Genomic DNA, 25,299 nt, shown 5'->3' with positions numbered 1-25,299 from the left:
ACAACGGAAATTAGAGCTTGTTACTGCGTACAGAGAAAGTCGCTTAAAATATGCGCAGGAAGTTCTTGAAAACAAACAATTATTTGAAGAATTGGTTGAAATTTGTTTTTCTCCGACTGATAAAAACAACCACAAAGCCTGCTATATTTTAGAGTTTGTCGCTTATGAAAAATTAATTTGGTTGCAACCGCAGCTGGATTTTTTTTGCTCTCATTTGAAAGTTTTAAAAAACGAAAGTTCGATTCGGCCCATTGCAAAAGTGACACAGCTTTTGATACAAGCACATTATAAAAAATCGGAGAACGGCATTTTTATTTCTGAAAAAAATCTACAAGACTGTATTGAAACTTCTTTTGACTGGCTTATAAACGACATTAAAGTAGCCACCAAAGCGTATTGCATGCGTACTTTGTATATTTTAGGAAAGTATTACGATTGGATTCATCCTGAACTGCAAATCATACTGACTAAAGATTATGCGGCTCATTCTTATGCTTATCAAGCAGTGGCAAGAGAAGTTTTGAAGAAAATAAAATAGCGTTTTAGTATTTACGCATTATAAAGTATCTTTGCCAATCACAAACACACAACGATGAATTACTTTTCTTCTGATTTTAAATTAGGCATTTTAGGCGGCGGACAATTAGGAAAAATGCTCTTGTTTGACACTCGAAAGTTCGACATACAAACTTACATTTTGGACCCAAGCGATGAAGCTCCAAGTAAAATTGCTTGCAATAAATTCTTCAAAGGTGATTTGATGGATTTCGACACCGTTTATAATTTCGGAAAACAAGTTGATGTTTTGACTTTTGAGATTGAATTGGTCAACTTGGAAGCTTTAGAAAAATTAGAAAGCGAAGGCTTAAAAGTATATCCTTCTCCTAAAACATTACGAAAAATTCAGAATAAAGGCACTCAAAAAGATTTTTATACCCAACATAATATTCCAACTGCGGCATATCAAAGATTTTCTAATTTAGAAAATCTGAAGTTAGAAATGAGTAAGCAACAAGTAGCGATTGAATTGCCTTTTGTATGGAAATGTACCGAATTTGGATACGATGGAAATGGTGTAAAAGTGATTCGCCAAATCGCTGATTTAGATAGTCTTCCTAATGTAGAATGTATTGTGGAACAAATGATTCCGTTTAAAAACGAATTGGCTGTGATTGTTTGTCGCAATCCATCAGGAGAAATAAAAACGTATCCTGTGGTTGAAATGGAATTTCACCCAGAAGCAAATCAAGTCGAGTATGTAATTTGCCCTGCCCGTATTGATGCAACGGTGGCTGAGAAAGCAAGAGCAATTGCATTGAATGTTTCCGAAAAATTCAATCATGTTGGACTTTTGGCAGTAGAAATGTTTCAAACCGTTGATGACGAAATTATCGTGAATGAGGTTGCTCCTCGCCCACACAATTCTGGTCATTATAGTATTGAAGGAAGTTTTACTTCACAATTCGAAAATCATTTGCGTGCTATTTTAGATTTACCTTTAGGAAATTCTGAAAGTAAAGTAGCTGGAATTATGGTGAATTTGGTAGGTGAAGAAGGGTTTTCTGGAGATGTTGTTTATGAAAACATAGAAACCATTTTAGGCTGGAATGGCGTGACACCACATATTTACGGAAAAAAACAAACCCGCCCTTTTAGAAAAATGGGACATGTAACCATCGTGAACGAAAATATGGCTGAAGCCAGGCGAATTGCTGAAGATGTGAAGAACACGATTCGAGTGATTTCGAAATAATTAAAAAATTTAAAGAATGAAAGATTAAAAAATTATCAAACTATTTTTTTAATTTCTTCAATCCCACAATCAAAATAAAAAAAATGAGCAAAGTAGCCATAGTAATGGGAAGCATCTCAGACATGCCAGTCATGCAAGAAGCCATAGACATCTTGAAACAATTTAATATCGAAACTGAAGTAGATATCGTTTCAGCGCACAGAACGCCCGAGAAATTATTTGATTTCAGTCAAAACGCACACACCCGCGGAATTTCAGTAATTATTGCGGGAGCTGGCGGAGCGGCACACTTACCAGGAATGGTAGCTTCGATGTCTCCTCTTCCTATAATTGGAGTTCCTGTAAAATCAAGCAATTCAATTGACGGTTGGGATTCTGTTTTGTCTATTTTGCAAATGCCAGGCGGCGTTCCTGTTGCAACTGTTGCACTAAATGGTGCTAAAAATGCTGGAATTTTAGCGGCGCAAATTATTGGAAGCAGCAATAAAGACGTTTTAGACCGCATAATTGCTTATAAATTAGAACTGAAAGAAGCCGTAATCAAAGCTTCTGAAAGTTTGAAAAAATAATAATCACACCATAAACCAGACAAAGTTTAGAAAATTAATTTGTGCTAATGCGTGAAATCCGTGTTCAAAAAAACAGACAAATAAAAAGGCTTCCTATGAACTGGAAGCCTTTTTCATCTAAAATATTCAAGCAAAGTATTTATGCCTCTTCCGCTATTTCTTCCAGCTCACTTTCAAATTGAAAATCGGTAAAATCCTCTCTATTAATCCAGTTTTCAGAAGTTACCAAAGTATAATTAACATTGTCTTCTGTAATTAATTCCCAAATAATTCCTTCTGCTTCTGGAAACGGAATATTCTGTGTCATTTGGTCGTCAAATAATCGCTTGATTAAATTTCGATCCGACAAACCAGTATTCAATAATTTCAACACATTCTCTCTTGTTAATATCTTTGCTGCATCCGCTTCTTCTGCTGTCATTGAAAAATAAACAACCGAAGCTTTAGCATTAGGAAACGTTCCATTATAGGCCTTAAAAAGCAACTGATTGACATGATACAATCGCCCCTGCAAAGGGATTTCAGGATATTCTTCACACACTTTATCGATCAACATGTTGTGTGCAATTTGCTGAATTTGTCCTTCATTGAGTTCTTCAGACAATTTGTGGGCAAGTGCAATTTCTGCGGCCCCACTTGGCTCGTAGTCAGAAATCGCCATTTGTAATAACTCAAACAAACTACTTTTATCTGCGGTTGCGCCATCTGGATAATTGAACTTTTCTAACAATTGAATCAAATCATCATTAGACCAATATCCTTCCAATTCATCAACCGTATCAACGCGCTTTATTTCTATTTTATAATTCATCTTTACTATATTATTTGCTTATGAACTTCTTGAAGCAGAAGCTAACCTACAAGATACCTTTTTATTGCCCACTGCCACACAGCCTTTTGTCAAGTTTAACAGTAATCAAAACAGCCGAAGGCATTCTTGTTTTTATAAATCGTTATATTTACCATTCGAAAAATTAGGTTTCATAAAATCATAATTAACAACTCCATAATGACACTACTTACTCAGAAATTCAATACCAAATACGATACAGCGCCATTTTCTCAAATTAAAATGGACGATTACAAACCCGCTTTTATAGCAAATATCGCTGCCGCAAAAGCTGAAATAGATGCTATAATTAACAATTCAGCAGCTCCAACTTTTGAAAATACAATTGAGGCTTTGGATTTTTCAGGAAATGCCTTGGACCGATTGTCGTCTATATTCTTCAATATGAATTCGGCAGAAACGAGTGACGAAATGCAAAAAATCGCCCAAGAAGTTTCGCCTTTGCTAACAGAGTTCAGCAACGACATTACTTTAAACGAAGATTTATTTAAGAGAATAAAAACAGTTTACGAGCAAAAAGATAGTTTGAATTTATCTGCTGAACAAGCCACTTTATTGGATAAAAAATTCAAAAGCTTTTCTAGAAATGGCGCTTTACTTTCGGAAGATAAAAAATCAAAATTGCGTGAAATTGATACCGAATTGGCCAAATTAAAATTGACTTTTGGAGAAAATGTATTGGCCGAAACCAACAGTTATCAATTGCACATTACGAACGAAAGCGATTTGGCAGGTTTACCAGACGGAACTATAGAAGCCGCAAAATCTTTAGCAAAAAGCAAGGAATTAGAAGGCTGGATTTTTACGTTGGATTACCCTAGTTATATTCCGTTTGTAACGTATGCCGACAATCGCGAACTGCGCAAAGAAATGGCCATTGCTGCTGGTAAAAAAGCGTTTCAAGACAACGTATTCGACAACAAAGCAATCACTTTAAAAATTGCCAAACTTCGTTTTGAAAGAGCCAATTTATTAGGCTATGAAACGCATTCTCATTTTGTTTTGGAAGAAAGAATGGCTCAAAACCCAGATAAAGTAAAATCGTTCTTAAATGATTTATTAGCCAAAGCAAGACCTGCTGCTCAAAGAGAGTTTGCCGAATTAACCGCTTTCGCGAAAGAGTTAGACGGTATTGACAAATTGGAGAAATGGGATGCCGCTTATTATTCGGAGAAATTGAAGCAGAAATTATTCAATTTAGACGATGAAAAATTAAAACCTTATTTTCAATTAGAAAATGTTCTAAACGGCGCTTTTACCATCGCTGGAAAATTATTCGGATTGACTTTTACCGAGGTTTTTGACATTGATAAATACCACGAAGAAGTGATGATTTATGAAGTGAAAGATGAATTTGGCGAACTGGTTTCCATATTTTACGCAGATTTCTTTCCAAGAAAAGGAAAGCGAAATGGTGCTTGGATGACTTCTTTCAAATCACAATCCATTAAAGATGGTGTAAATGAGCGCCCCCATATTTCTAACGTTTGTAATTTTACCAAACCCACAGAAACCAAACCTTCGCTTTTGACATTTAATGAAGTAACAACTTTGTTTCATGAATTTGGTCACGGATTGCACGGAATGTTGGCCAATACCACTTATCCAAGTTTGTCTGGAACCTCCGTTTATTGGGACTTTGTAGAATTGCCAAGTCAAGTAATGGAAAACTGGTGTTACGAACCTGAAGCTTTGGCATTGTTCGCCAAACATTATGAAACTGGCGAAATTATTCCGCAAGAATATGTAGAAAAAATCAAAGAAAGTGCGAGTTTTCAAGAAGGTATGGCAACTTTGAGACAAATTAGTTTTGGACTTTTGGATATGGCATTTCACAGCAACAACCCCACTGCAATAAATGACATCAAAGCGTTTGAAAAAGCAACATTTGAAGGCACTACTTTATATCCTGATGTAGCCGAAAATTGCATGTCGGTTTCATTTTCGCATATTTTTCAAGGCGGATATTCTTCTGGATATTATAGTTACAAATGGGCTGAGGTCTTGGATGCAGATGCTTTTGCCTATTTTCAAGAGAAAGGAATTTTTAATAAAGAAGTGGCAACAAAATTCAAAGACAACATTCTGTCAAAAGGTGGAACCGAATTACCAATGGAACTGTACAAACGTTTTAGAGGACAAGAACCAAGTCCAGATGCATTGTTGAAAAGAGCTGGACTTTTATAGGAGTATCAATCATTATATATTTTAAAAACCGAAGTATTTCTACTTCGGTTTTTTTTATAATTGTATCATCCGTAAATCAAAAAAAACCACTAAAAGCCACCAAAAAATTGGCACAGCTTCTACAAAAAATGAACTGTAATATCTGGAACGATTGGCTTTGGCGTAAATTATAAAAAGCGATAGCACGCTCACCATAATCAAATTGACAATGAGCTGGTTTTTATCAAAATTAATCTTTAAAAATTCGAAGCAATAAAAAGGCAGCAACAACAATAATCCTAATATTTTTGTGCGTTTCACACCAATTTGCTGTGGAACGGTTTGCAAATGAGGATCATCATTTTCGACATCAATAATTTCGAAAATCAAAATCAAAACAAAAACCAATATAAAACGCTGTAAGCATTTCAAGAAAAAGTCAGTTGTGATGGGGATTTCTGCATTTATTACTGGTAACACTACAGTAGCGCCGACCCAGCATAAGGAAACAATATAAATTTTCACTCCTGCCCAATTGCGCGCATTTTTTTTATTCGGAAAAAAAGGCAAAGTGTACAACAGGGTAAATGCTAAAATTATTATCGAAAGAACTTGAGTGATTCGTTGCAGTTGAAAAAAATAATAACCCACCATTACAAAAGCAAAAAGACTCAGTGCAGCGATAAATTTTAACTGAATACGCATCGCAATACGTTGCACTCGTACTAAGGCATCGTATTTTACAAAATTATAGCCGACTATTGTACCAAAGAAGACAAATAATGCGCTGCTTTCATCTCCCGGAATTTGAAACATGTGAAACGTTAAATGCACTAAAGCGTAACACGACAAAGCCACGTGAATACTGCCGTTAATATAAAAATTTAAAAGCGCAGAGCCTATTTTCATAAGATAAATCTAATCAATTACTAACAAATCAACCCTTTAATTGTAAAATTCACAAAATTTAAGAGTCTTATTTGGTATTAAATTATTAATAATACTTAATTTTGCGCGACAAAAAAACAACACTTTTAGTTCCATATGAAAACAGATGCATTTGCTTTAAGACACATCGGTCCAAGAGACACCGACCTTCAACACATGTTGAAAACCATTGGAGTAGAATCAATTGATCAACTCGTATATGAAACTCTCCCAGACGATATTCGTCTAAAAGCTCCACTGGATCTTGAACCTGCAATGACCGAATACGAATTTGCAAATCATATTCAGCAGTTAGGAAACAAAAATAAGGTTTTTCAGTCATATATTGGTTTGGGTTACAATCAAGCTATTGTTCCGGCTGTAATTCAACGCAATATTTTCGAAAATCCAGGATGGTACACTGCTTATACACCGTATCAAGCAGAAATAGCTCAAGGTCGTTTAGAAGCAATTTTAAACTTTCAAACTACTGTTATTGAGTTGACAGGAATGGAAATTGCAAATGCTTCTTTATTAGATGAAGCAACTGCTGCTGCTGAAGCTATGGCATTGTTGTTTGATGTTAGAACGAGAGACCAAAAGAAGAAGAACACTAATAAATTCTTCGTTTCAGAAGAAATTTTACCTCAAACTCTATCTGTTTTACAAACTCGTGCCACTCCAATTGGTGTGGAATTAGTAATTGGAAACCATGAGACCTTTGATTTCTCGACTGAATTTTTTGGAGCTATTTTACAGTATCCAGGAAAATACGGTCAAGTGAACGATTATAGTGCTTTTATTTCAAAAGCAAACGCACAAGAAATAAAAGTAGCTGTTGCTGCTGACATTTTGAGTTTAGCAAAATTAACGCCTCCAGGAGAAATGGGAGCTGCTGTTGTTGTTGGTACGACGCAACGTTTTGGAATTCCGTTAGGTTATGGTGGTCCGCACGCTGCTTATTTTGCGACAAAAGACGAATATAAAAGAAGTATGCCAGGTCGTATTATTGGTGTATCAATTGACACCAATGGCAACCGTGCTTTGCGTATGGCATTGCAAACGCGCGAGCAACATATTAAACGCGATAAAGCAACTTCAAATATCTGTACGGCTCAAGTTTTACTCTCTGTTATGGCAGGAATGTACGCTGTCTATCATGGACCAAAAGGTTTAGGATACATTGCAGACAAAGTGCACGCGGCAGCAGCAACACTAACAAATGAGTTGGCGAAATTGGGCGTTCAACAAACCAATACAGCCTTTTTTGATACAATCGTGGTACAAGCGGATAGTGATAAAGTAAAAGCAGTTGCGGAAGAACGCGAAGTAAACTTTTACTATGTCGATGCAAAAAACATCGCGATCTCTTTAAATGAAACTGTTGGAATTAATGAAATAAATAAAATCATTTCTATTTTTGCTACAGCTCTCGGAAAAGACGCTGCAAAAATTGACTCTTTTACAACTGCTACTCATTATCCTGAAAATTTAAGTAGAACTTCAACGTTTTTGACACACGAAGTTTTCAATAAATACCATTCGGAAACGGCTTTAATGCGTTACATCAAAATGCTAGAGCGCAAAGATTTAGCATTGAACCATTCGATGATTTCATTGGGTTCTTGTACGATGAAATTGAATGCTGCTTCAGAGATGTTACCTTTAAGTAACGCCAATTGGAATAATATTCATCCATTTGCTCCACTAGAACAAGCACAAGGATACCAAGAAATGTTGCGTAAACTAGAGCAGCAATTAAATGTAATTACTGGTTTCGCAGGTACTACATTACAACCTAATTCAGGAGCGCAAGGAGAATATGCTGGATTAATGGTTATTCGTGCCTACCACCAATCTCGTGGCGATCACCACAGAAATATTGCTTTAATTCCATCATCAGCACACGGAACGAATCCTGCTTCTGCCGCCATGGCTGGAATGAAAGTAGTCGTTACTAAAACATTAGAAAACGGAAATATTGATGTAGATGATTTACGTGAAAAAGCTATTTTACACAAAGACAATTTGTCTTGTATCATGGTTACCTATCCTTCAACTCACGGTGTTTACGAAAGCGCTATTAAAGAAATCACCCAATTGATTCACGATAACGGTGGTCAAGTGTACATGGATGGTGCCAATATGAATGCGCAAGTTGGATTGACCAATCCTGCTACAATTGGCGCAGACGTTTGTCACTTAAATTTACACAAAACTTTCGCTATTCCTCACGGTGGCGGAGGTCCTGGAGTAGGGCCAATTTGTGTAGCTCCACAACTAGTTCCTTTTTTACCAACTAATCCGGTGATTCCAACAGGAGGCGAAAAAGCAATAACCGCTATTTCGGCCGCGCCTTGGGGTTCTGCATTGGTTTGTTTAATTTCTTACGGATACATCTGCATGTTAGGTGCAGAAGGATTAAAAAGTTCTACAGAACATGCTATTTTGAACGCGAATTACATCAAAGAAAAATTGAGCGGACATTACGAAACGTTATACAGTGGAGAAATGGGTCGTGCTGCTCATGAAATGATTCTAGAATGCCGTCCTTTTAAACAAAAAGGAATCGAAGTTACCGATATTGCAAAACGTTTAATGGATTATGGTTTTCATGCGCCAACAGTTTCATTTCCAGTTGCTGGAACTTTAATGATCGAACCAACAGAAAGTGAAAATTTAGAAGAATTAGATCGTTTTTGTGACGCTATGATTGCTATCAGAAAAGAAATCGAAGCCGCAAACATCGATGACAAAAATAATGTTTTGAAAAATTCTCCACATACTTTAGCGATGCTAACGGTTGAGAATTGGGAATTTCCGTACACGAGAGAACAAGCCGCTTTTCCTTTAGAATACATTGCCGAAAACAAATTCTGGCCTTCTGTTCGAAGAGCCGATGATGCTTACGGAGATCGTAATTTAATTTGCAGCTGTGCTCCAATCGAGGCCTATATGGAAAGCTAAAATTAACAAAATCCTATACTTTAAATGCCTCGTTTTTGCGAGGCATTTTTTTATAACAATTTTACCGAATTTCAACAGAAGTAAATCGGAATATGATAAAAATCATATAATTAGATTCAGTAAATTAGCTAAATTTATAGCAATAATTCAGAATTTTATCTAAAATATAATTTTACCATAATTATATGCATGCATACTAAAAATTATGATGTGATTTAATTTATAATATTTACTTTAGCTTAAATTTTGAGAAAGATATACACCAATGAACATAAAAATAACAGGAATAGGTAGCTATATTCCAGAGAAAAGCGTAAGCAATACCGATTTTAATAATCATACATTTTTAAACGAAGACGGCTCTCCTTTTGGTTACAATAATGAAGTTGTTATTAAGAAATTTAAAAGCATAACCGGAATTGAAAATCGTCGCTATGCCGAAGATCATCTCACTTCATCAGACTTAGCTTTTTTTGCTTCTCAAAGAGCCATAGAGAATGCACAAATCGATCCTGAAACTATAGATTACATTATATTTGCACACAATTTTGGCGACGTAAAATTCGGCACTTCACAAACCGATATTTTACCAAGTTTAGCAACGCGTGTTAAAAACAAATTACAAATACACAATCCAAAATGTGTCGCTTTTGACATTCTTTTTGGCTGTCCAGGCTGGATCGAAGGTGTATTACAAGCCAACGCTTTCATTAAATCAGGCATGGCAAAACGCTGTTTGGTTATTGGTGCCGAAACGTTATCTAGAGTAGTCGATGATCACGATCGCGATTCTATGATCTATTCCGATGGTGCTGGTGCCTCAATTATCGAAGCTTCTGATGACGAAAGCGGAATGTTATCTTATGAAAATGCGACCTACGCCATGGATGAAGCTAATTATTTGTTTTACGGAAAATCATACAATCCCGAAATAGTTTCAGACACCAAATACATCAAAATGCACGGTCGTAAAATTTACGAATTTGCATTAAACAACGTTCCAACGGCTATGAAGAGCTGTCTGGATCAAAGTGGTTTAGGCATCGATGATGTCAAAAAAATATTGATACACCAAGCCAACGAAAAAATGGACGAAGCGATCATCAATCGTTTTTACAAACTATACGACAGAGCCGTGCCCGAAGACGTAATGCCAATGAGCATTCATGATTTAGGAAATAGTAGTGTAGCTACCGTTCCAACCTTATTTGATTTATTAATTCAAGGAAAAATTGAAAACCACGAAATAAACAAAGGTGATGTCCTAATTTTTGCATCTGTTGGTGCAGGCATGAACATCAATGCATTTGTGTACAGATATTAACTATTTGCAGCTAATCCAGCTGTTCATTGCAAGCCCACGTTACAAAAAAATGTTTTTTTAAAGCCCAAAAAGAGCTTCCGCTGGTCGCTTTTTTAGTCCAAAAAAAACTATCTTTTTGTTGTCGTGGGCTTTTCATTTCCATCTGGGCTAAAAATCAAAAAAATAAACAGATATCTTTGTACATTTGCACTCTTGTTTCAAACAAAAAAATCAATGTACGAAAAAACATTTCCCAATAAAAGATTCAAACTTACCTTAGAATTTCTACAAAAGCACATCAAACCTTCCGAAACAATTTTAGACCTTGGCGTAGAAAATCCTTTTTCTAAAATCATGAAAGAAGCAGGATATGCTGTTACCAACACAACGGGAGAAGATCTAGATTTCAATCAAAATTCATTACAACAATCTCAAGAAACAGTAGTCACTGCTTTAGAAATTTTCGAACATTTACTCAACCCGTTTGTCGTTCTAAACCAGATTAAAGCAAACAAATTAATTATATCTATTCCACTTCGTTTGTGGTTTTCTCCGGCATACCGAAGCAAAACCGATATGTGGGACAGACATTACCACGAATTTGAAGACTGGCAACTCGACTGGCTTTTAGAAAAAACAGGCTGGAAAATTGTCGACCGCCAACAATGGACCAATCCAGTAAAAAAATTCGGAATCAGACCTTTATTGCGCTATTTCACCAACAGGTATTATATAGTGTATGCCGAGCGGATTTAAATTATTAAAAAATTGAAAATTATATATACTGATTTCCATTAATAACTAATAATTTATAATTTACAATTCTGCCAATGAAATATTATATAATAATTCCAGCATACAACGAAGAAGCCTTTATGGCTGAAACACTGCAATCCTTGGTCGAGCAAACCGTTTTACCTTCAAAAATAATTGTCGTCAACGACAGTTCTACCGACAGTACCCCACAAATTATAACTCAATTCAGTCAAAAATATCCATTTATTTCTTTAGTGAACAAGGTTTCAGCTGCTATACATTTACCAGGAAGCAAAGTCATTCAAGCTTTTCAAGAAGGTGAAAAAAACATTGACAACCACTACGATATTATTGTCAAAGTAGATGCTGACCTAATTTTCCCTTCTAATTATTTTGAAACCATTATCAAGCATTTTAAATCAGATACTACTATTGGTATGGTTGGCGGATTTTGTTACATCAAGAAGAACAACGATTGGGTTCTAGAAAACCTTACCGATAAAGATCACATACGCGGTGCCTTAAAAGCATACCGAAAAGAAGCATTCAAGCAAATTGGCGGTCTCAAACCACAAATGGGTTGGGACACTGCAGACGAATTGCTGTGCAAATTCTACCATTGGAAAGTGGTTACCGATGAAAGTTTGCACGTAAAACACCTCAAACCGACTGGTGCGAGCTACAATAAAGCAGCGCGGTACAAACAAGGCGAAGCGTTTTACACTTTAGGTTACGGTTTTGTAATTACCTCTATTGCTTCTTTAAAATTAGCACTAAGAAAAGGGAAACCTTTGTTATTTATCGATTACATTAAAGGTTTTTGGAAAGCAAAACGCGAAAACAAGACGATGCTAGTAACCGAGGAGCAAGCGAAATTTGTTCGAAAATACAGATTACAAAAAATGAAACAAAAGTTAATTTGATTCATAAAATAGTCTAAAAAACTGTACGCATACGCCATAACTCATAAGTTCTTTTTAACTTAGCCCATATTTGTAAAATTATGATGCTCGTTCGCTATTTATCACAAGTCGGAAGATACTTTTTGATGCTCAAAGAAATCTTTACCAAGCAAACCAAATGGCCGGTAATGCGCCGTTTGATATTTAAGGAAATCGATGATTTAATTATTGATTCATTAGGAATTGTATGTTTCATCTCTTTCTTTATTGGTGGAGTTGTTGCCATTCAAACTGCTTTAAACTTGACTAACCCACTTATTCCTCAATATTTAATTGGTTTTGCCACGAGACAATCGGTTATATTAGAATTTGCACCTACATTTATTTCGGTAATTATGGCCGGTAAAATGGGATCTTATATTACATCAAGTATTGGGACCATGAGAGTTACTGAGCAGATTGATGCGTTGGAAGTAATGGGAGTAAATTCTGTAAATTATTTAGTTTTTCCAAAAATTATTGCATTGCTATTGTATCCATTTGTTATTGGTATCGCAATGTTTTTAGGAATTTTTGGTGGATGGTTAGCTAGTGCCTACGGTGGATTTACAACCAGCGAAGCTTTTATTCAAGGAGCACAAATGGATTTTATTCCGTTTCACATTGCCTACGCATTTATTAAAACCATGATATTTGCCATGTTATTAGCAACTATTCCTTCGTTTCACGGGTATTATATGAAAGGTGGTGCGCTAGAAGTTGGTAAAGCAAGTACAGTTGCCTTTGTATGGACAGCAGTTTCGATTATTCTTTTCAATTACATATTAACTCAATTGTTACTAGGATCATGATAGAAGTAAAAAACATAGAAAAATCGTTTGGAGACAATAAGGTTCTTAAAGGAATTTCGACTGTTTTTGAAACAGGAAAAACCAACTTAATCATTGGACAAAGTGGTTCTGGAAAAACTGTTTTATTAAAAAGTCTACTCGGAATTCATCATCCCGAAGTTGGAACGATAGAGTTTGATGGCAGAATTTACTCGAATTTAGACGCCTCTGAAAAACGAGACTTGAGAACTGAAATTGGAATGGTTTTTCAAGGAAGTGCATTATTCGACTCGATGACTGTTGCAGAAAATGTGGCTTTCCCGTTACGCATGTTTACAAAACTGAATCGTGCTGATATTGCAGAACGAGTAGAGTTTGTTCTTAAAAGAGTAAATCTTGTAGATGCACATAAAAAACTACCCTCCGAAATTTCGGGTGGAATGCAAAAAAGAGTTGCCATTGCGCGCGCAATTGTGAACCGTCCTAAATATTTATTTTGCGACGAGCCAAATTCTGGTTTAGATCCAAATACGTCTACCTTGATCGATAATTTAATTAAGGAAATTACCGAAGAATACGATATCACGACGGTTATTAATACCCACGATATGAACTCGGTTATGGAGATTGGTGATAATATTGTATTCCTAAAAAATGGCTTGAAAGCTTGGCAAGGGACCAAAGAAGAAATTTTTATTACCGATAATGAAGCCGTAGTTGACTTCGTTTATTCTTCTAACTTATTTAGAAAAGTTAGAGAAGCATATTTAAAAGGATAAAATTCATAGAAGTTCTACTAGAAAAAACCCCAAATTCCAATTGTTTACTACACTGGAAATTGGGGTTTTACTTTTGCTATACATTTATATTCACATAAAAAATGACTATTTAAGCCACAAAGTACAAAGAGTAAAAATTAGCCAATACTTTCTTCGTCAAAAAACAAGAGTACTGTCAGCTATAAATTTACTAAACATTCTCGATTTGAATTGCCGGTCACTTCATGCTAGTATTATCCTTGCGACACCAGACGAATGTTCAAATAAAAATTTTTCAACAACTAGAATCTAGTAACTTGACAAAACCTCGACCTCGGCATTCGGATTGAAAAGATACGTCTTGCCTGAACTAATTTCTAAACACTCAAATCGTTTCGTACGTACCGCTATTTTTTTAAAAATTTTCCCGTTTTGAATCCGGAATACGGTTCCATAAGGAATTTCAAAAATATAATTTTTATCATTTGCTGCATCAAATTGTTTTAAGGCTAACGACAAAGTGGTGTCCGTGTCACTACTTGCACTTGGATTCTTAAAATGACGCGCTAGTAATGGTAACAAATGCCCTGGAAAAATCTCTGGTCGAATATATGGAATCATCAATTGCTGAAAAGTATGCTTCCACTCCTTTCCGTGCGGTTTTATATTTCTCCCGTACTTTTCAAAAGCAACTAAATGACCAATTTCGTGCACCAGCGTAATAAGAAATTTATACTTATTTAAACTCGAATTGACTGTAATTTCATGTTTACCACTCAATCCTTTTCTATAATCACCGTGACGCGTTTGCCTTTCGTTAACAATTTTAAGATGAACACGATGCGTTACAATTAAATCGAACACAGGCTTCACAGCATGTTCAGGTAAATATTTGGATAAAGTATCGTTCAAAATTTGAGTTAATTGTGAATTATAAAGTATGAGTTAAATGTCTTTCGCTGAGAAAATAATTAAAGGTGCAATGATTGTCCAAAAGCAATTCACATTAAGGATTTGTAGTTGATACTTCCAGCACTTTACCATTGTAATATTTATTCCCATTCAAGGTAAAATCATAAATATAATCAGCTATCCCCTTTGCTGAAATAGGCGCCTGATAACCTGGAAAAGCTTCCTCTAACATTTCGGTCTGAACGGCTCCTAATGCCAAGACATTAAACGAAATACCCTGCTCTTTGTATTCTTCTGCCAATAATTCAGACAACGTAATCACAGCGCCTTTGCTCGCACTGTACGCTGCTAAACCCGGAAATTTAAGACTGCCGCGGACACCACCAATAGAACTGATGGTAACAACATGACTCCCTTTGTGCATAAAGGGCAAAGCAAGACGCGTTAAATTGGCTACACCAAAAACATTTACTTTAAAAACATTTTCAAAGTCAAGCTGTGTCAATTCTTCAAATGGTTTGCAAACAATACTGCCCGCATTGTGTACTAATCCATCTACCGTTTTCCATGTTGATTTCAAAAAATCTGTTACTTTATTTAAATCAGATTCATTAGCCAAATCAACAGACAAACAAGTAATATTAGGATGTTCTAATAGCTGTTTCGGAACTTTACGCGAAATAGCCAAAACCTGATGGTTTGCATTTGCAAATTGCAAAGCCAATTCGTAACCAATTCCTCTACTTGTTCCTGTAACAATAATATTTTTCATTTCGTAAAAATAAGCAAATCGCTATAAAGCAATTTATTTTGTATTCATTTTAATTTCTCTCTTCGCTGATGTTGTCATTGCAGTGACTGCTGGTAAAAAGTCTTGAATAAAAGTAGTCAAGTGTGCGGTATCCATTAATTCAAACTCATCTTTTACATGATGGTAATATTTAAAATTTTCAAAATCAAAAGTACTCACCGACTGGCAAGGCACTTTAAATTGCTGGTAAAACGAATAATTATCCGATCGCTTAAACAATTGATATTCATTTGCTTTTGGTAAAAAACCAACCGTGCTTTTTCCCGTATATTCATTTATTTTTTTAGCCATAGTCGATAATTCAAAACCCGTTATATAGGCTAAATAATCTCTTTTCATTGGTACTCCAATCATTTCAACATTTAGTTGTGCGTATAGATTAAATTTTTGATTAAATAATTTCTTAGCCAAATGCTTAGAGCCTAGTAATCCTTTTTCTTCTCCAGTAAAAAACACAATTAAAACACTGCGTTTATTCGATTTAGTTTCGCTAAAATACTTTGCCATTTCAGCAACAGCAGTTACTCCCGAAGCGTCATCATTTGCACCATTGTTAATTTTATCGGCGTTCGGCGTATTTTTTTCTACACCAATATGATCATAGTGTGCGCTTAAAAGAATAAATTCATTTTTCAATTCTGGATCGGAGCCTTCTATAAATCCAACCACATTATAAGCAGGTCCTTTAAATCGCACTAGCGTATCTTGGTAATACTTAAAATAAGGCTTTACATTATTTTTCTTTAAAAAATCAATTAAAAAGTCGGCTGCTTTTACCATTCCGATTTCTCCAGTTTCGCGTCCTTCCATTTCATCCGATGCCAATTTTTTAAGAAAAAAACTTACTTCGTCTGGATTTACTTTATAGGTAACTTCAATTGGCTTTAATGATTTTGAAGGCTTGCTCGCCATCTCTGTCTCTGCCTTTTGTTGCGGAGAAGTTGTTTTACAGCTAATAAATAAAAACGGAATTAATAGGTAAAGATATCTCATACTATTATTTGTAAAGTTATATCGAAAGTAAATAGCTGCAATATACAACTATTTCAAATTTATATAAAAACCAAGTTCGACAAGATTTTGATCTCACACAATTGGAACAAGCTAAGGAAAAAACAAAAAAACAAATAAAAAACCCTTCCGAACATTAAATCGAAAGGGCAATTAATATAGTTCTAAAAAAAATTATCCTGCGATAACAGCTCTCGAGATTACGATTTTTTGAATCTCTGAAGTTCCTTCATAAATTTGAGTAATCTTTGCATCTCGCATCATACGTTCTACATGATATTCTCTAACGTAACCATTTCCACCATGAATTTGAACTGCTTCAACAGTTGTATCCATAGCAACTTGCGAAGCAAATAATTTTGCCATAGCACCACTTACGTCATAATTATTATGTTGGTCTTTGTCCCAAGCAGCTTTCATACATAAATGACGTGCAGCTTCAATGTTAACAGCCATGTCTGCCAATTTAAACGCAATAGCTTGGTGGTTGCAAATTTCGGTTCCAAAAGCTTTACGAACTTTAGAATATTGCAAGGCCAACTCGTAAGCACCAGATGCAATTCCTAACGCTTGCGATGCGATTCCAATTCGTCCACCTGCCAAAGTTTTCATCGCAAATTTAAATCCGAAACCATCTTCACCAATTCTATTCTCTTTAGGTACTTTTACATCGGTAAACATTAAAGAGTGTGTATCCGAACCGCGAATTCCCATCTTTTGTTCTTTTGGACCAATTGAAAAACCAGGCATGTCTTTGGTCATAATCAAAGCATTAATCCCTTTGTGTTTCTTCTCAGCATGCGTTTGTGCGATTACCAAATAAACCGAAGCCGTGTTTCCGTTAGTAATCCAGTTTTTCGTACCGTTTACCAAATAATGATCGCCCATATCAATAGCTGAAGTTTGTTGCGAAGTAGCATCACTACCGGCTTCTGGCTCACTCAAACAAAAAGCACCGTGAATTTGACCTGATGCTAATTGTGGTAAATATTTTTCCTTTTGCTCCTCAGTTCCAAATTCTTGAAGACCCCAGCAAACTAGCGAATTATTAACAGACATAACTACCGACGCCGAAGCATCAACCTTAGAAATTTCTTCCATTGCAATCACATACGAAATTGCATCTAAACCACTTCCGCCATATTTCGGGTCCACCATCATTCCCATAAAACCTAATTCTCCCATTTTTTTTATTTGTTCTGTTGGGAAAATCTGTTTATCGTCTCTTTCTATAACACCTGGCAACAATTCATTTTGAGCAAAATCTCTTGCTGCTTTTTGAATCATCAAATGTTCTTCCGTAAGATTAAAATCCATACTATTAAAAATTAAATTCTTCATCCGAAAATCACCAAAACAACTTACTGAGCTGCTTCAACTGACATGAAAAATAATTATACGTTGTTAAAATTTGTTTGGCTATTAGCTAAAATTTGTCTCCAAATATACTTTTTTAATTATTAATTTTTCAATAATCATTTGTAATTTTGACCTATGAAAGAAAATTACTATAACGTTATCGGAGTTATGTCTGGAACATCGCTCGACGGAATTGATTTGGCTCATATTCATTTGTCTAAAAAAGAGGAACAGTGGGAATTTTCGATTTTAGAAGCGGAGACAATTCCTTATAACGCAGCCTGGCTGAAACAGTTAAAAACTGCCGTCAATTATTCGAACGATGAACTAGAGCAACTGAACGAAAACTACACAGATTTACTGGCAAATTGTATTTTAACTTTTATACAAAAAAACGAAATTAAAAATCTAGATGCCGTTTGCTCACACGGTCATACAATTTTACATCAACCCGAAAAAGGAATTACGTTACAAATTGGAAATCTTTCGAAAATTGCTACACTCATTAATGAAACTGTCGTTTGCGATTTTAGAATACAAGATGTAGCATTGGGCGGTCAAGGCGCTCCACTAGTACCAATTGGTGACCGCCTTTTATTTAGTGAGTACTACTATTGTATGAATTTAGGTGGATTTTCGAATATTTCCTTCGAAGCGAATCAAAAGCGAATTGCTTTCGATATTAGTCCGGTTAACACAGTATTAAATTTCTATGCCAATCAATTAAATTTACCTTACGACGACAAAGGTGCGATTGCACGTAAAGGGCAACTTAATACTGCTTTGTTAGAAGACCTCAATCAGTTGGATTACTACCAACTTTCTTTCCCCAAATCTTTGGGTGTCGAGTTTGTAAATCAAATTGTTTTACCCCTATTAGAATCGTATCCAATTAGTATAGAAGATAAAATGCACACGTTTACGAAGCACATTGCCATTCAAACCAAAAACGCGCTTCCAGTAATTGAGCAAAAAATATTGATAACTGGTGGTGGAGCTTACAACGATTTTTTAATAGAAGCAATACAGGAAACACTACCAAAGATGACTATTGTCATTCCTGACAATAAAATTTTAGAATATAAAGAAGCGCTAATCTTTGCTTTATTAGGAATTTTAAGACTGCTAAATGAGAATAATTGCTTATCAAGTGTTACGGGAGCTAAAAAAGACCACAGTTCTGGAAGTATTTTTTATAAAATTGGTTAAATATATTAGAGATAATATATTTTTTCACTAATTCCCTATCATTTTCATAATTATGCATTTGCGGCCATTTTCAAGCAAAAAGACCGTATAAAAAACGCGTAAAGCTATAATTTTCAGCTACTTTTGCAAAAAAAATAAATAGCCACAAAAATATGAAAAAATTATTACCTCTTTTAAGCTTACTTTTAATTTTACCATTATCGAATGTAATGGCACAAAAAGAATTTAATGTAAATGGTGTAATTGTACCAAGAACATTAGAATTTAAAAGTAGAGAATTGTCTTTAAATGGCGTAGGTCAGCGTTCAAAAATGTTTACTGAGCTGTACGTGCAAGCATTGTACCTATCGCAATTGTCTCAAGATGCTGCATTTATTATCGACAGTGATACAGAAATGGCTATTAGAATTCAAGTTACTTCTGGATTAGTCTCTTCAAAAAAATTATCTAAAGCCTTAGAAAAAGGAGTTGAAAGATCGGTTGGACCTAAAGGCTTCGTAAAGCTTACTGATAAGTTGCTGCAATTGGAAAGACTTATTGGAAAAGAGGAAACCAAAAAAGGAGATGCTTTTAATTTAATATACAGTCCAATGGACAGTGCTCTATTAATTTATAAAAATGATCGTTACGAAGGTAAAATTGATGGTTTTGAATTTAAAAAAGCATTCTTCGGAATTTGGCTATCAGAAGACCCGGTTGATAAAATCTTAAAAGAAGATTTACTAGGCAGATACAAGTAAAAACAACGTTTTATCTATACTTAACCCGATAGAAAAATTTAAAATAAATTTTTCTATCGGGTTTTTTTCGTTTTAACTTTAAAATAAATATTTCACATTATTACATTCGTTATATTTGCAAAAATTAAACTAATCGCAATTAAATGAAAGATTTATTAAAGAAATTTGAAAATAAAGAACCCGAGATAGTTTTTAATTGGAAAGACTCAGAAACAGAAGCTGAAGGTTGGACCGTAATAAACTCGCTTAGAGGTGGCGCTGCTGGCGGTGGAACTCGAATGAGAAAAGGCCTAGACATGAACGAAGTACTGTCTTTGGCCAAAACCATGGAAGTTAAGTTTTCGGTATCTGGCCCTGCGATTGGAGGTGCTAAATCTGGAATTAACTTTGACCCTACTGATCCACGAAAAAAAGGAGTTTTGCAACGCTGGTATAAAGCCGTTTACCCTTTACTGAAAAGTTATTACGGAACAGGTGGCGACATGAATGTTGATGAAATTCACGAAGTTATACCAATGACCGAAGAGTGTGGAATTTGGCATCCGCAAGAAGGTGTTTTTAATGGTCACTTTAAACCGACCGAAGCAGACAAAATTAATAGAATCGGCCAGTTGCGTCAGGGCGTTATCAAAGTAATCGAAAACCCCGCTTTTTCTCCAGACGTCAATAAGAAACTCACCATTGCAGATATGATTACTGGTTATGGTGTCGTTCAAGCCGTTCGTCATTATTACGCTATTTACGGCGGGAATGTTAAGGGCAAGAAAGCCATTGTGCAAGGTTTTGGAAATGTCGGTTCTGCTGCCGCATTTTACCTTGCTGCTATGGGCGTTAAAATTATCGGAATCATCGATAGAGACGGTGGTATAATTAATAAAGAAGGGTTTACTTTCGAAGAAATCAGAACATTCTATTTGGCAAAAGATGGCAATAAATTAGTTGCCAAAAACATGATTCCTTTTGACGAAATTAACGAACAAATCTGGACCATCGGTGCAGAAATCTTCACTCCTTGCGCCGCTTCAAGATTAGTTACGCAAAACCAAATGGAGCGCTTAATTGCCAACGGATTAGAAGTGGTGTCTTGTGGTGCTAATGTGCCTTTTGCAGACACGGCTATTTTCTTTGGTCCAATAATGGAAGAGGTTGATCATAAAGTGAGCTTAATTCCCGATTTTATTTCAAATTGTGGTATGGCGCGTGTTTTTGCTTATTTCATGGAGAAAAAAGTCGAGATGACCGATGAAGCTATTTTTGAAGACACCTCTGAAACCATCAGAAAGGCTATTGAAAAAGCACATGCTTTGAATCCATCAAAAACTAATATAAGTGCAACTGCATTCGAGATTGCACTCAAACAATTAGTATAAAAAGAACCTTTGTATTGAAACGCTAATTTTTTCTTAACATCTTTGGACTTTCCCATATTTGAAGAAAAACTAACAATTTTTGTAATATATTAGCGTTTCAATAACAAAGAAAATTTTTTATGAGTATACTGCTTCAAACAGATAGTTTATCTGTTGCACAAGAAACTATGGCGGACGCCGTTCCTGTTGAAAAAACACTATCTATTATCGAACTCCTAACTAGCGGAGGAATAGGAGGTCAAATCATAATGTTCGCTTTATTTTTAATGTTTTTCGCTGCCCTATATTTGTATTTTGAACGCTTAATGGCTATCAAAAAAGCTACACAAATAGACAGTAATTTCATGAATCAAATTCGCGAAAATATTAGAAACGGACGCATCGATAACGCTAAAATGCTTTGTGCTCACTCTACTTCACCAGTTGCTCGTTTAATTGAAAAAGGAATTTCTCGTATTGGTAAGCCTTTAGATGACATTAACACTGCGATCGAAAATGCTGGAAAACTTGAAATTTACAAATTAGAAAAAAACGTAAGCATGCTAGCGACTATTTCTGGAGCTGGACCGATGACTGGTTTTCTTGGAACGGTTGTCGGAATGATTCTTGCGTTTCACAAAATGGCAAGTTCTGGCGGACAAATTGAAGTTGGTGCACTTTCTGAAGGAATTTACACGGCAATGACAACAACTGTAGTTGGATTAGTTGTTGGAATTATTGCTTATGTTGGTTACAATCACTTAGTGGTAAAAACAGATAAAGTTGTTCACATGATGGAAGCTAATGCTGTTGATTTTCTAGACCTATTAAATGACCCATCTTAATTATGAACCTTAGAGGAAGAAATAAAGTAAGTCCCGAATTCAATATGTCATCCATGACTGATATTGTATTCTTACTATTGATATTTTTTATGCTTACATCAACAATGGTTACCACTAATGCTTTAGATTTAGTATTGCCAAAAGCAAAAGGAAAAACCGACAGCAATAAAAATATTGCGGTAAGTATCGACAAAGATTTGCAATTTTATATTGACAAAGAAAAAATCTCTGAAACTGATTTAGAGCCAAAATTGCTTTCTATTTTTGGAAGTGATAAAACCAAAGCAATTATTCTAAGAGCCGAAGAAGGCGTGCCGATAGAGAAAGCTGTTAGTGTTTTAGATATCGCCAACCGCAATCAGATTAAAGTAGTTTTAGCCGTTAGACCCAAATAATTCTGTGCAGAAGCGCAAGAAGTATTCCTTATGAAATATTTAGAAACAGAAGAAGAAAGAAAATCATTTGCTATTACAAGCGTCTTGTTTGTAATTATGTTTTTGCTGTTTTTCTTTTTAGGACTAACCTCTTTGGACCCACCTCCGGAAAATGGAATAGCCATCAATTTTGGGACCACCGATGTAGGCATGGGAGACATTCAGCCAACCGAAGCCATTCAATCTGCTCCACAGCCTACCACCGCGCAACCTGCAGCAGCAAGCGATGATGAAGTTATGTCGCAAGACATTGAAGAGGCAGTGGTTATGAAAGAGACCAAAAAAGAAAAACCAACTAAAAGCACTGCAAAAGAAGAAGTTAAACCGAAGGCTGTCGAAAGCCCGAAACCATCCAAAAGTACCTCTGATGCTTTATCGAGTTTACTAAACGGACCAAAATCTGACGGAAAAGCAAGCGGTGGCGAAGGCAACGACAATTTAGCTGGAGACAAAGGAAATCCAAACGGTGATCCATATGCTAACAGTTATTATGGTTCTGGTGGAGGAACTGGAGGCGGAAGAGGCTGGGGATTAAACGGTAGAAAATTAAGCGCAACAGGAAAAGAAGTTCAAAAATGCAATGAATTCGGGACTGTGGTCGTTCAAATTACAGTAAATAGAAGCGGAAATGTAATTGCAGCAAAATACACAAAGGGAACCACAAATACCAACCCATGTTTGGTTGAGCCGGCTATAGCCACAGCTAAAAAATACAAATGGCAACCCGATTCTAATGCACCCGAAACGCAAGTTGGCTTCATAACTGTCAATTTTAAATTGGGAGAATAATCATAACTAAAATAATAAAAACTCAAGTATCTTTGGGTTTTTATTATTTATAGACTACATGAATTACCAAGAAACTACCCATTGGATGTTCAATCAACTTCCAATGTACCAAACTCAAGGCGCAAGTGCTTACAAAGAAGATTTAACCAACATTGTACTATTGTGCAATTATCTTGGCAATCCACAAGAAAAGCTTAAATGCATTCACGTTGCAGGAACCAACGGAAAAGGATCTACCTCGCACATGCTTGCTTCTGTTTTACAAGAGGCCGGCTACAAAGTCGGACTTTATACTTCTCCCCACTTAAAAGACTTCAGAGAGCGCATTAAAATCAATGGCGATGATATTTCAGAAAATTTCGTCTGTGAATTTGTAAAGAAACACCAGTCGTTTTTTGAGAAAGAATCCTTAAGTTTTTTCGAAATGTCAGTAGGCTTGGCTTTTGATTATTTTGCTGCAGAGAAAGTGGATATTGCCATTATTGAAGTAGGAATGGGCGGCAGATTGGACGCCACTAATATCATTAAACCACTTATTTCAGTAATTACTAATATCGATTTAGATCACACTCAATTTTTAGGAAATACAGTAGAATCGGTTGCTACTGAAAAAGCAGGAATAATTAAATACCAAACTCCAGTTGTCATAGGCGAATACACTGCAGAAACCAAACCTGTTTTTTTAGCTAGAGCGAAAGAATTAGAAAGCGAAATTTATTTTGCTTCAGAACGTGTTGAAGAGGCATTTCCTTCAGACTTGCTGGGCGATTATCAACAACACAATAAAAAAACGGTTCAGCAAACTATTGCGGTACTTAATCAATATAGCGGTTTTACTATTTCTGAAGAACAAATAAGAAACGGACTTTTGAAAGTCGTAAAAAACACACATCTTCTAGGAAGATGGCAGCAATTAGGCACTTCGCCAAAAATTATTTGTGACACTGCGCACAATAAAAATGGACTGCAAATTGTAATGAATCAAGTTCAGAAACAAAATTTTAAAAAGCTTCACATTGTTTTAGGAGTCGTAAACGATAAGGATTTGGCTAGCATTTTACCTTTATTTCCAACTGAAGCCCAGTATTATTTTTGCAAACCGAATAATTTTAGAGGGCTAGACACCGAAACACTTCAAAACAAAGCTCTTTCTCATGGTTTAAAGGGCGTAACATACGAATCAGTTGCAGTTGCTTATCAAAGCGCCGTTAAAGCGGCTTCGACAGCTGATTTCATTTTTATTGGAGGAAGTAATTTTGTAATTGCCGAAATACCGAATTTGTAATGCTGCTTATCCAAAAAACTCAACACAGCATAACCACACTATTATGTTTTTGTTTCATAAAATAGGATTAAATATTAAATTCAATTAAAAAGCACAAAAAACAAAGGAGTAAAAATCTAGTTGTCAAGGCACTAAAAAATAATTTTAATTTTTATTTAAAAATGTTTTGCATATCAATAAAACTGCCTTATATTTGCACTCGCAATCACAAAATGATAGCAACCTAGTAAAATAGGGCGATTAGCTCAGCTGGTTCAGAGCACCTCGTTTACACCGAGGGGGTCGGGGGTTCGAACCCCTCATCGCCCACAGAATTACAACCTCTAAAGTCATTTGATTTTAGAGGTTTTTTTTTGAAACAAAATACAATTACTCCTGTAGCACTTCAACTATTTTTAGGATAAAAACCCCCACGGCAGCAAGCTTAATTTTATTATCTAATTCAGTAAATTTTAGCACTTATAGTTCGCAAGCTTAAAACCCTACGACCCCCTACGAACAGCCCTTTCAACCCTTGATTTTAAGTCTTTTTAAAATTTAAAAAACTGCTGATAGATCTAAAAAAAATACTACTTTAGTTGCTAATTTCAATATGTAAATTATTTGCGCAATTTAACAAGTACTAACAAAACTAGAAATAAAATTACCTCCATAATAAAGCGCTTTCAGCATATTGATCCCCTTAAAATCAAACACTTAAACTAATTCCTAACGGGACAAATTTATAAAATTTACGTTTTCAAAAAAGATCTGATCGAAATAGTAATTCAAATT

The 25,299-nt window shown here is 35.5% G+C and carries 23 protein-coding genes and 1 tRNA gene; 18 read left to right on the top strand and 6 right to left on the bottom strand.

Going from position 1 to position 25,299, the window contains the following annotated elements; translation table 11 throughout:
- The first annotated feature begins 91 nt into the window (after window positions 1–91).
- The 3 genes from ACRASX_RS07040 (at window position 92) to purE (ending at window position 2,322) form a co-directional block, all read left to right on the top strand.
- The gene (locus tag ACRASX_RS07040) at window positions 92–538 is read left to right on the top strand and encodes a hypothetical protein (protein WP_432222890.1); all 447 of its coding nucleotides are present in this window, start codon (window positions 92–94) and stop codon (window positions 536–538) included.
- A 54-nt stretch (window positions 539–592) separates the two neighbouring features.
- Window positions 593–1,753 (top strand): 5-(carboxyamino)imidazole ribonucleotide synthase, encoded by a 1,161-nt coding sequence (locus ACRASX_RS07035; protein ID WP_432222889.1) that lies wholly within the window; start codon window positions 593–595, stop codon window positions 1,751–1,753.
- Window positions 1,754–1,836: 83 nt separating this feature from the next.
- Window positions 1,837–2,322 carry a 5-(carboxyamino)imidazole ribonucleotide mutase gene (gene purE / locus ACRASX_RS07030; RefSeq protein WP_432222888.1) on the top strand — a complete coding sequence of 162 codons (486 nt, stop codon included), beginning with the start codon at window positions 1,837–1,839 and terminating at the stop codon, window positions 2,320–2,322.
- 139 nt (window positions 2,323–2,461) lie between these two features.
- Here the strand turns inward: purE and ACRASX_RS07025 are convergent, their stop codons facing one another.
- The gene (locus tag ACRASX_RS07025; RefSeq protein WP_432222887.1) at window positions 2,462–3,133 is read right to left on the bottom strand and encodes a hypothetical protein; all 672 of its coding nucleotides are present in this window, start codon (window positions 3,131–3,133) and stop codon (window positions 2,462–2,464) included.
- A 198-nt stretch (window positions 3,134–3,331) separates the two neighbouring features.
- Between ACRASX_RS07025 and ACRASX_RS07020 the strand changes: the two genes are divergently transcribed.
- The gene (locus tag ACRASX_RS07020; RefSeq protein WP_432222886.1) at window positions 3,332–5,359 is read left to right on the top strand and encodes a M3 family metallopeptidase; all 2,028 of its coding nucleotides are present in this window, start codon (window positions 3,332–3,334) and stop codon (window positions 5,357–5,359) included.
- Between the two features lie 54 nt (window positions 5,360–5,413).
- Here ACRASX_RS07020 and ACRASX_RS07015 read toward each other — a convergent pair whose 3' ends face one another.
- Window positions 5,414–6,247, bottom strand: a complete 834-nt coding sequence (locus ACRASX_RS07015) for a hypothetical protein (protein ID WP_432222885.1) — start codon at window positions 6,245–6,247, stop codon at window positions 5,414–5,416.
- 135 nt (window positions 6,248–6,382) lie between these two features.
- Between ACRASX_RS07015 and gcvP the strand changes: the two genes are divergently transcribed.
- The 6 genes from gcvP (at window position 6,383) to ACRASX_RS06985 (ending at window position 13,802) form a co-directional block, all read left to right on the top strand.
- The gene (gene gcvP, locus ACRASX_RS07010; RefSeq protein WP_432222884.1) at window positions 6,383–9,232 is read left to right on the top strand and encodes an aminomethyl-transferring glycine dehydrogenase; all 2,850 of its coding nucleotides are present in this window, start codon (window positions 6,383–6,385) and stop codon (window positions 9,230–9,232) included.
- Between the two features lie 265 nt (window positions 9,233–9,497).
- Entirely contained in the window at window positions 9,498–10,556 is a 1,059-nt protein-coding gene (locus ACRASX_RS07005) for a 3-oxoacyl-ACP synthase III family protein (RefSeq protein ID WP_066313144.1), read from the top strand.
- Between the two features lie 213 nt (window positions 10,557–10,769).
- On the top strand, window positions 10,770–11,291 hold the full coding sequence (locus ACRASX_RS07000) for a methyltransferase (protein ID WP_432222883.1): 522 nt from the start codon (window positions 10,770–10,772) through the stop codon (window positions 11,289–11,291).
- 74 nt (window positions 11,292–11,365) lie between these two features.
- Window positions 11,366–12,214, top strand: a complete 849-nt coding sequence (locus tag ACRASX_RS06995; protein ID WP_432222882.1) for a glycosyltransferase — start codon at window positions 11,366–11,368, stop codon at window positions 12,212–12,214.
- Between the two features lie 80 nt (window positions 12,215–12,294).
- On the top strand, window positions 12,295–13,044 hold the full coding sequence (locus ACRASX_RS06990) for an MlaE family ABC transporter permease (RefSeq protein WP_432222881.1): 750 nt from the start codon (window positions 12,295–12,297) through the stop codon (window positions 13,042–13,044).
- Entirely contained in the window at window positions 13,041–13,802 is a 762-nt protein-coding gene (locus ACRASX_RS06985) for an ABC transporter ATP-binding protein (RefSeq protein ID WP_066313129.1), read from the top strand. The genes ACRASX_RS06990 and ACRASX_RS06985 overlap by 4 nt, the downstream gene beginning before the upstream one ends.
- Window positions 13,803–14,090: 288 nt before the next feature.
- Here ACRASX_RS06985 and ACRASX_RS06980 read toward each other — a convergent pair whose 3' ends face one another.
- The 4 genes from ACRASX_RS06980 to ACRASX_RS06965 form a co-directional block, all read right to left on the bottom strand.
- Window positions 14,091–14,693: a SprT-like domain-containing protein gene (locus ACRASX_RS06980; RefSeq protein ID WP_432222880.1), complete on the bottom strand. Its 603-nt coding sequence runs from the start codon at window positions 14,691–14,693 to the stop codon at window positions 14,091–14,093.
- Window positions 14,694–14,787: 94 nt separating this feature from the next.
- The gene (locus ACRASX_RS06975; protein ID WP_432222879.1) at window positions 14,788–15,465 is read right to left on the bottom strand and encodes an SDR family NAD(P)-dependent oxidoreductase; all 678 of its coding nucleotides are present in this window, start codon (window positions 15,463–15,465) and stop codon (window positions 14,788–14,790) included.
- A gap of 33 nt (window positions 15,466–15,498) precedes the next feature.
- Window positions 15,499–16,497, bottom strand: coding sequence for a M20/M25/M40 family metallo-hydrolase (locus tag ACRASX_RS06970; RefSeq protein ID WP_432222878.1), 999 nt, complete (start codon window positions 16,495–16,497; stop codon window positions 15,499–15,501).
- 192 nt (window positions 16,498–16,689) lie between these two features.
- The gene (locus ACRASX_RS06965; protein ID WP_066313114.1) at window positions 16,690–17,832 is read right to left on the bottom strand and encodes an acyl-CoA dehydrogenase family protein; all 1,143 of its coding nucleotides are present in this window, start codon (window positions 17,830–17,832) and stop codon (window positions 16,690–16,692) included.
- A 177-nt stretch (window positions 17,833–18,009) separates the two neighbouring features.
- Between ACRASX_RS06965 and ACRASX_RS06960 the strand changes: the two genes are divergently transcribed.
- The 8 genes from ACRASX_RS06960 (at window position 18,010) to ACRASX_RS06925 (ending at window position 24,834) form a co-directional block, all read left to right on the top strand.
- Complete coding sequence (locus tag ACRASX_RS06960; protein ID WP_432222877.1) at window positions 18,010–19,083, top strand: anhydro-N-acetylmuramic acid kinase; 1,074 nt, start codon at window positions 18,010–18,012, stop codon at window positions 19,081–19,083.
- A 152-nt stretch (window positions 19,084–19,235) separates the two neighbouring features.
- On the top strand, window positions 19,236–19,823 hold the full coding sequence (locus ACRASX_RS06955; protein ID WP_066313112.1) for a chalcone isomerase family protein: 588 nt from the start codon (window positions 19,236–19,238) through the stop codon (window positions 19,821–19,823).
- 143 nt (window positions 19,824–19,966) lie between these two features.
- The gene (locus tag ACRASX_RS06950; protein ID WP_432222876.1) at window positions 19,967–21,193 is read left to right on the top strand and encodes a Glu/Leu/Phe/Val dehydrogenase dimerization domain-containing protein; all 1,227 of its coding nucleotides are present in this window, start codon (window positions 19,967–19,969) and stop codon (window positions 21,191–21,193) included.
- A gap of 119 nt (window positions 21,194–21,312) precedes the next feature.
- Entirely contained in the window at window positions 21,313–22,017 is a 705-nt protein-coding gene (locus ACRASX_RS06945) for a MotA/TolQ/ExbB proton channel family protein (protein ID WP_066313104.1), read from the top strand.
- Window positions 22,018–22,019: 2 nt separating this feature from the next.
- Entirely contained in the window at window positions 22,020–22,412 is a 393-nt protein-coding gene (locus ACRASX_RS06940) for an ExbD/TolR family protein (protein ID WP_066313098.1), read from the top strand.
- A 30-nt stretch (window positions 22,413–22,442) separates the two neighbouring features.
- The gene (locus ACRASX_RS06935) at window positions 22,443–23,240 is read left to right on the top strand and encodes an energy transducer TonB (protein ID WP_066313097.1); all 798 of its coding nucleotides are present in this window, start codon (window positions 22,443–22,445) and stop codon (window positions 23,238–23,240) included.
- A gap of 58 nt (window positions 23,241–23,298) precedes the next feature.
- Window positions 23,299–24,525, top strand: coding sequence for a bifunctional folylpolyglutamate synthase/dihydrofolate synthase (locus ACRASX_RS06930; RefSeq protein ID WP_432222875.1), 1,227 nt, complete (start codon window positions 23,299–23,301; stop codon window positions 24,523–24,525).
- Window positions 24,526–24,759: 234 nt separating this feature from the next.
- A tRNA-Val gene (locus tag ACRASX_RS06925) sits at window positions 24,760–24,834 on the top strand.
- The last annotated feature ends 465 nt before the right edge of the window (window positions 24,835–25,299 follow it).

Source organism: Flavobacterium sp. TMP13 (assembly GCF_050847115.1).
In the GTDB taxonomy this organism is placed as follows: Bacteria; Bacteroidota; Bacteroidia; order Flavobacteriales; family Flavobacteriaceae; genus Flavobacterium.
The sequence above is the reverse complement of the archived record's forward strand: the minus strand, read 5'-3'. Positions and strand labels throughout refer to the sequence as shown.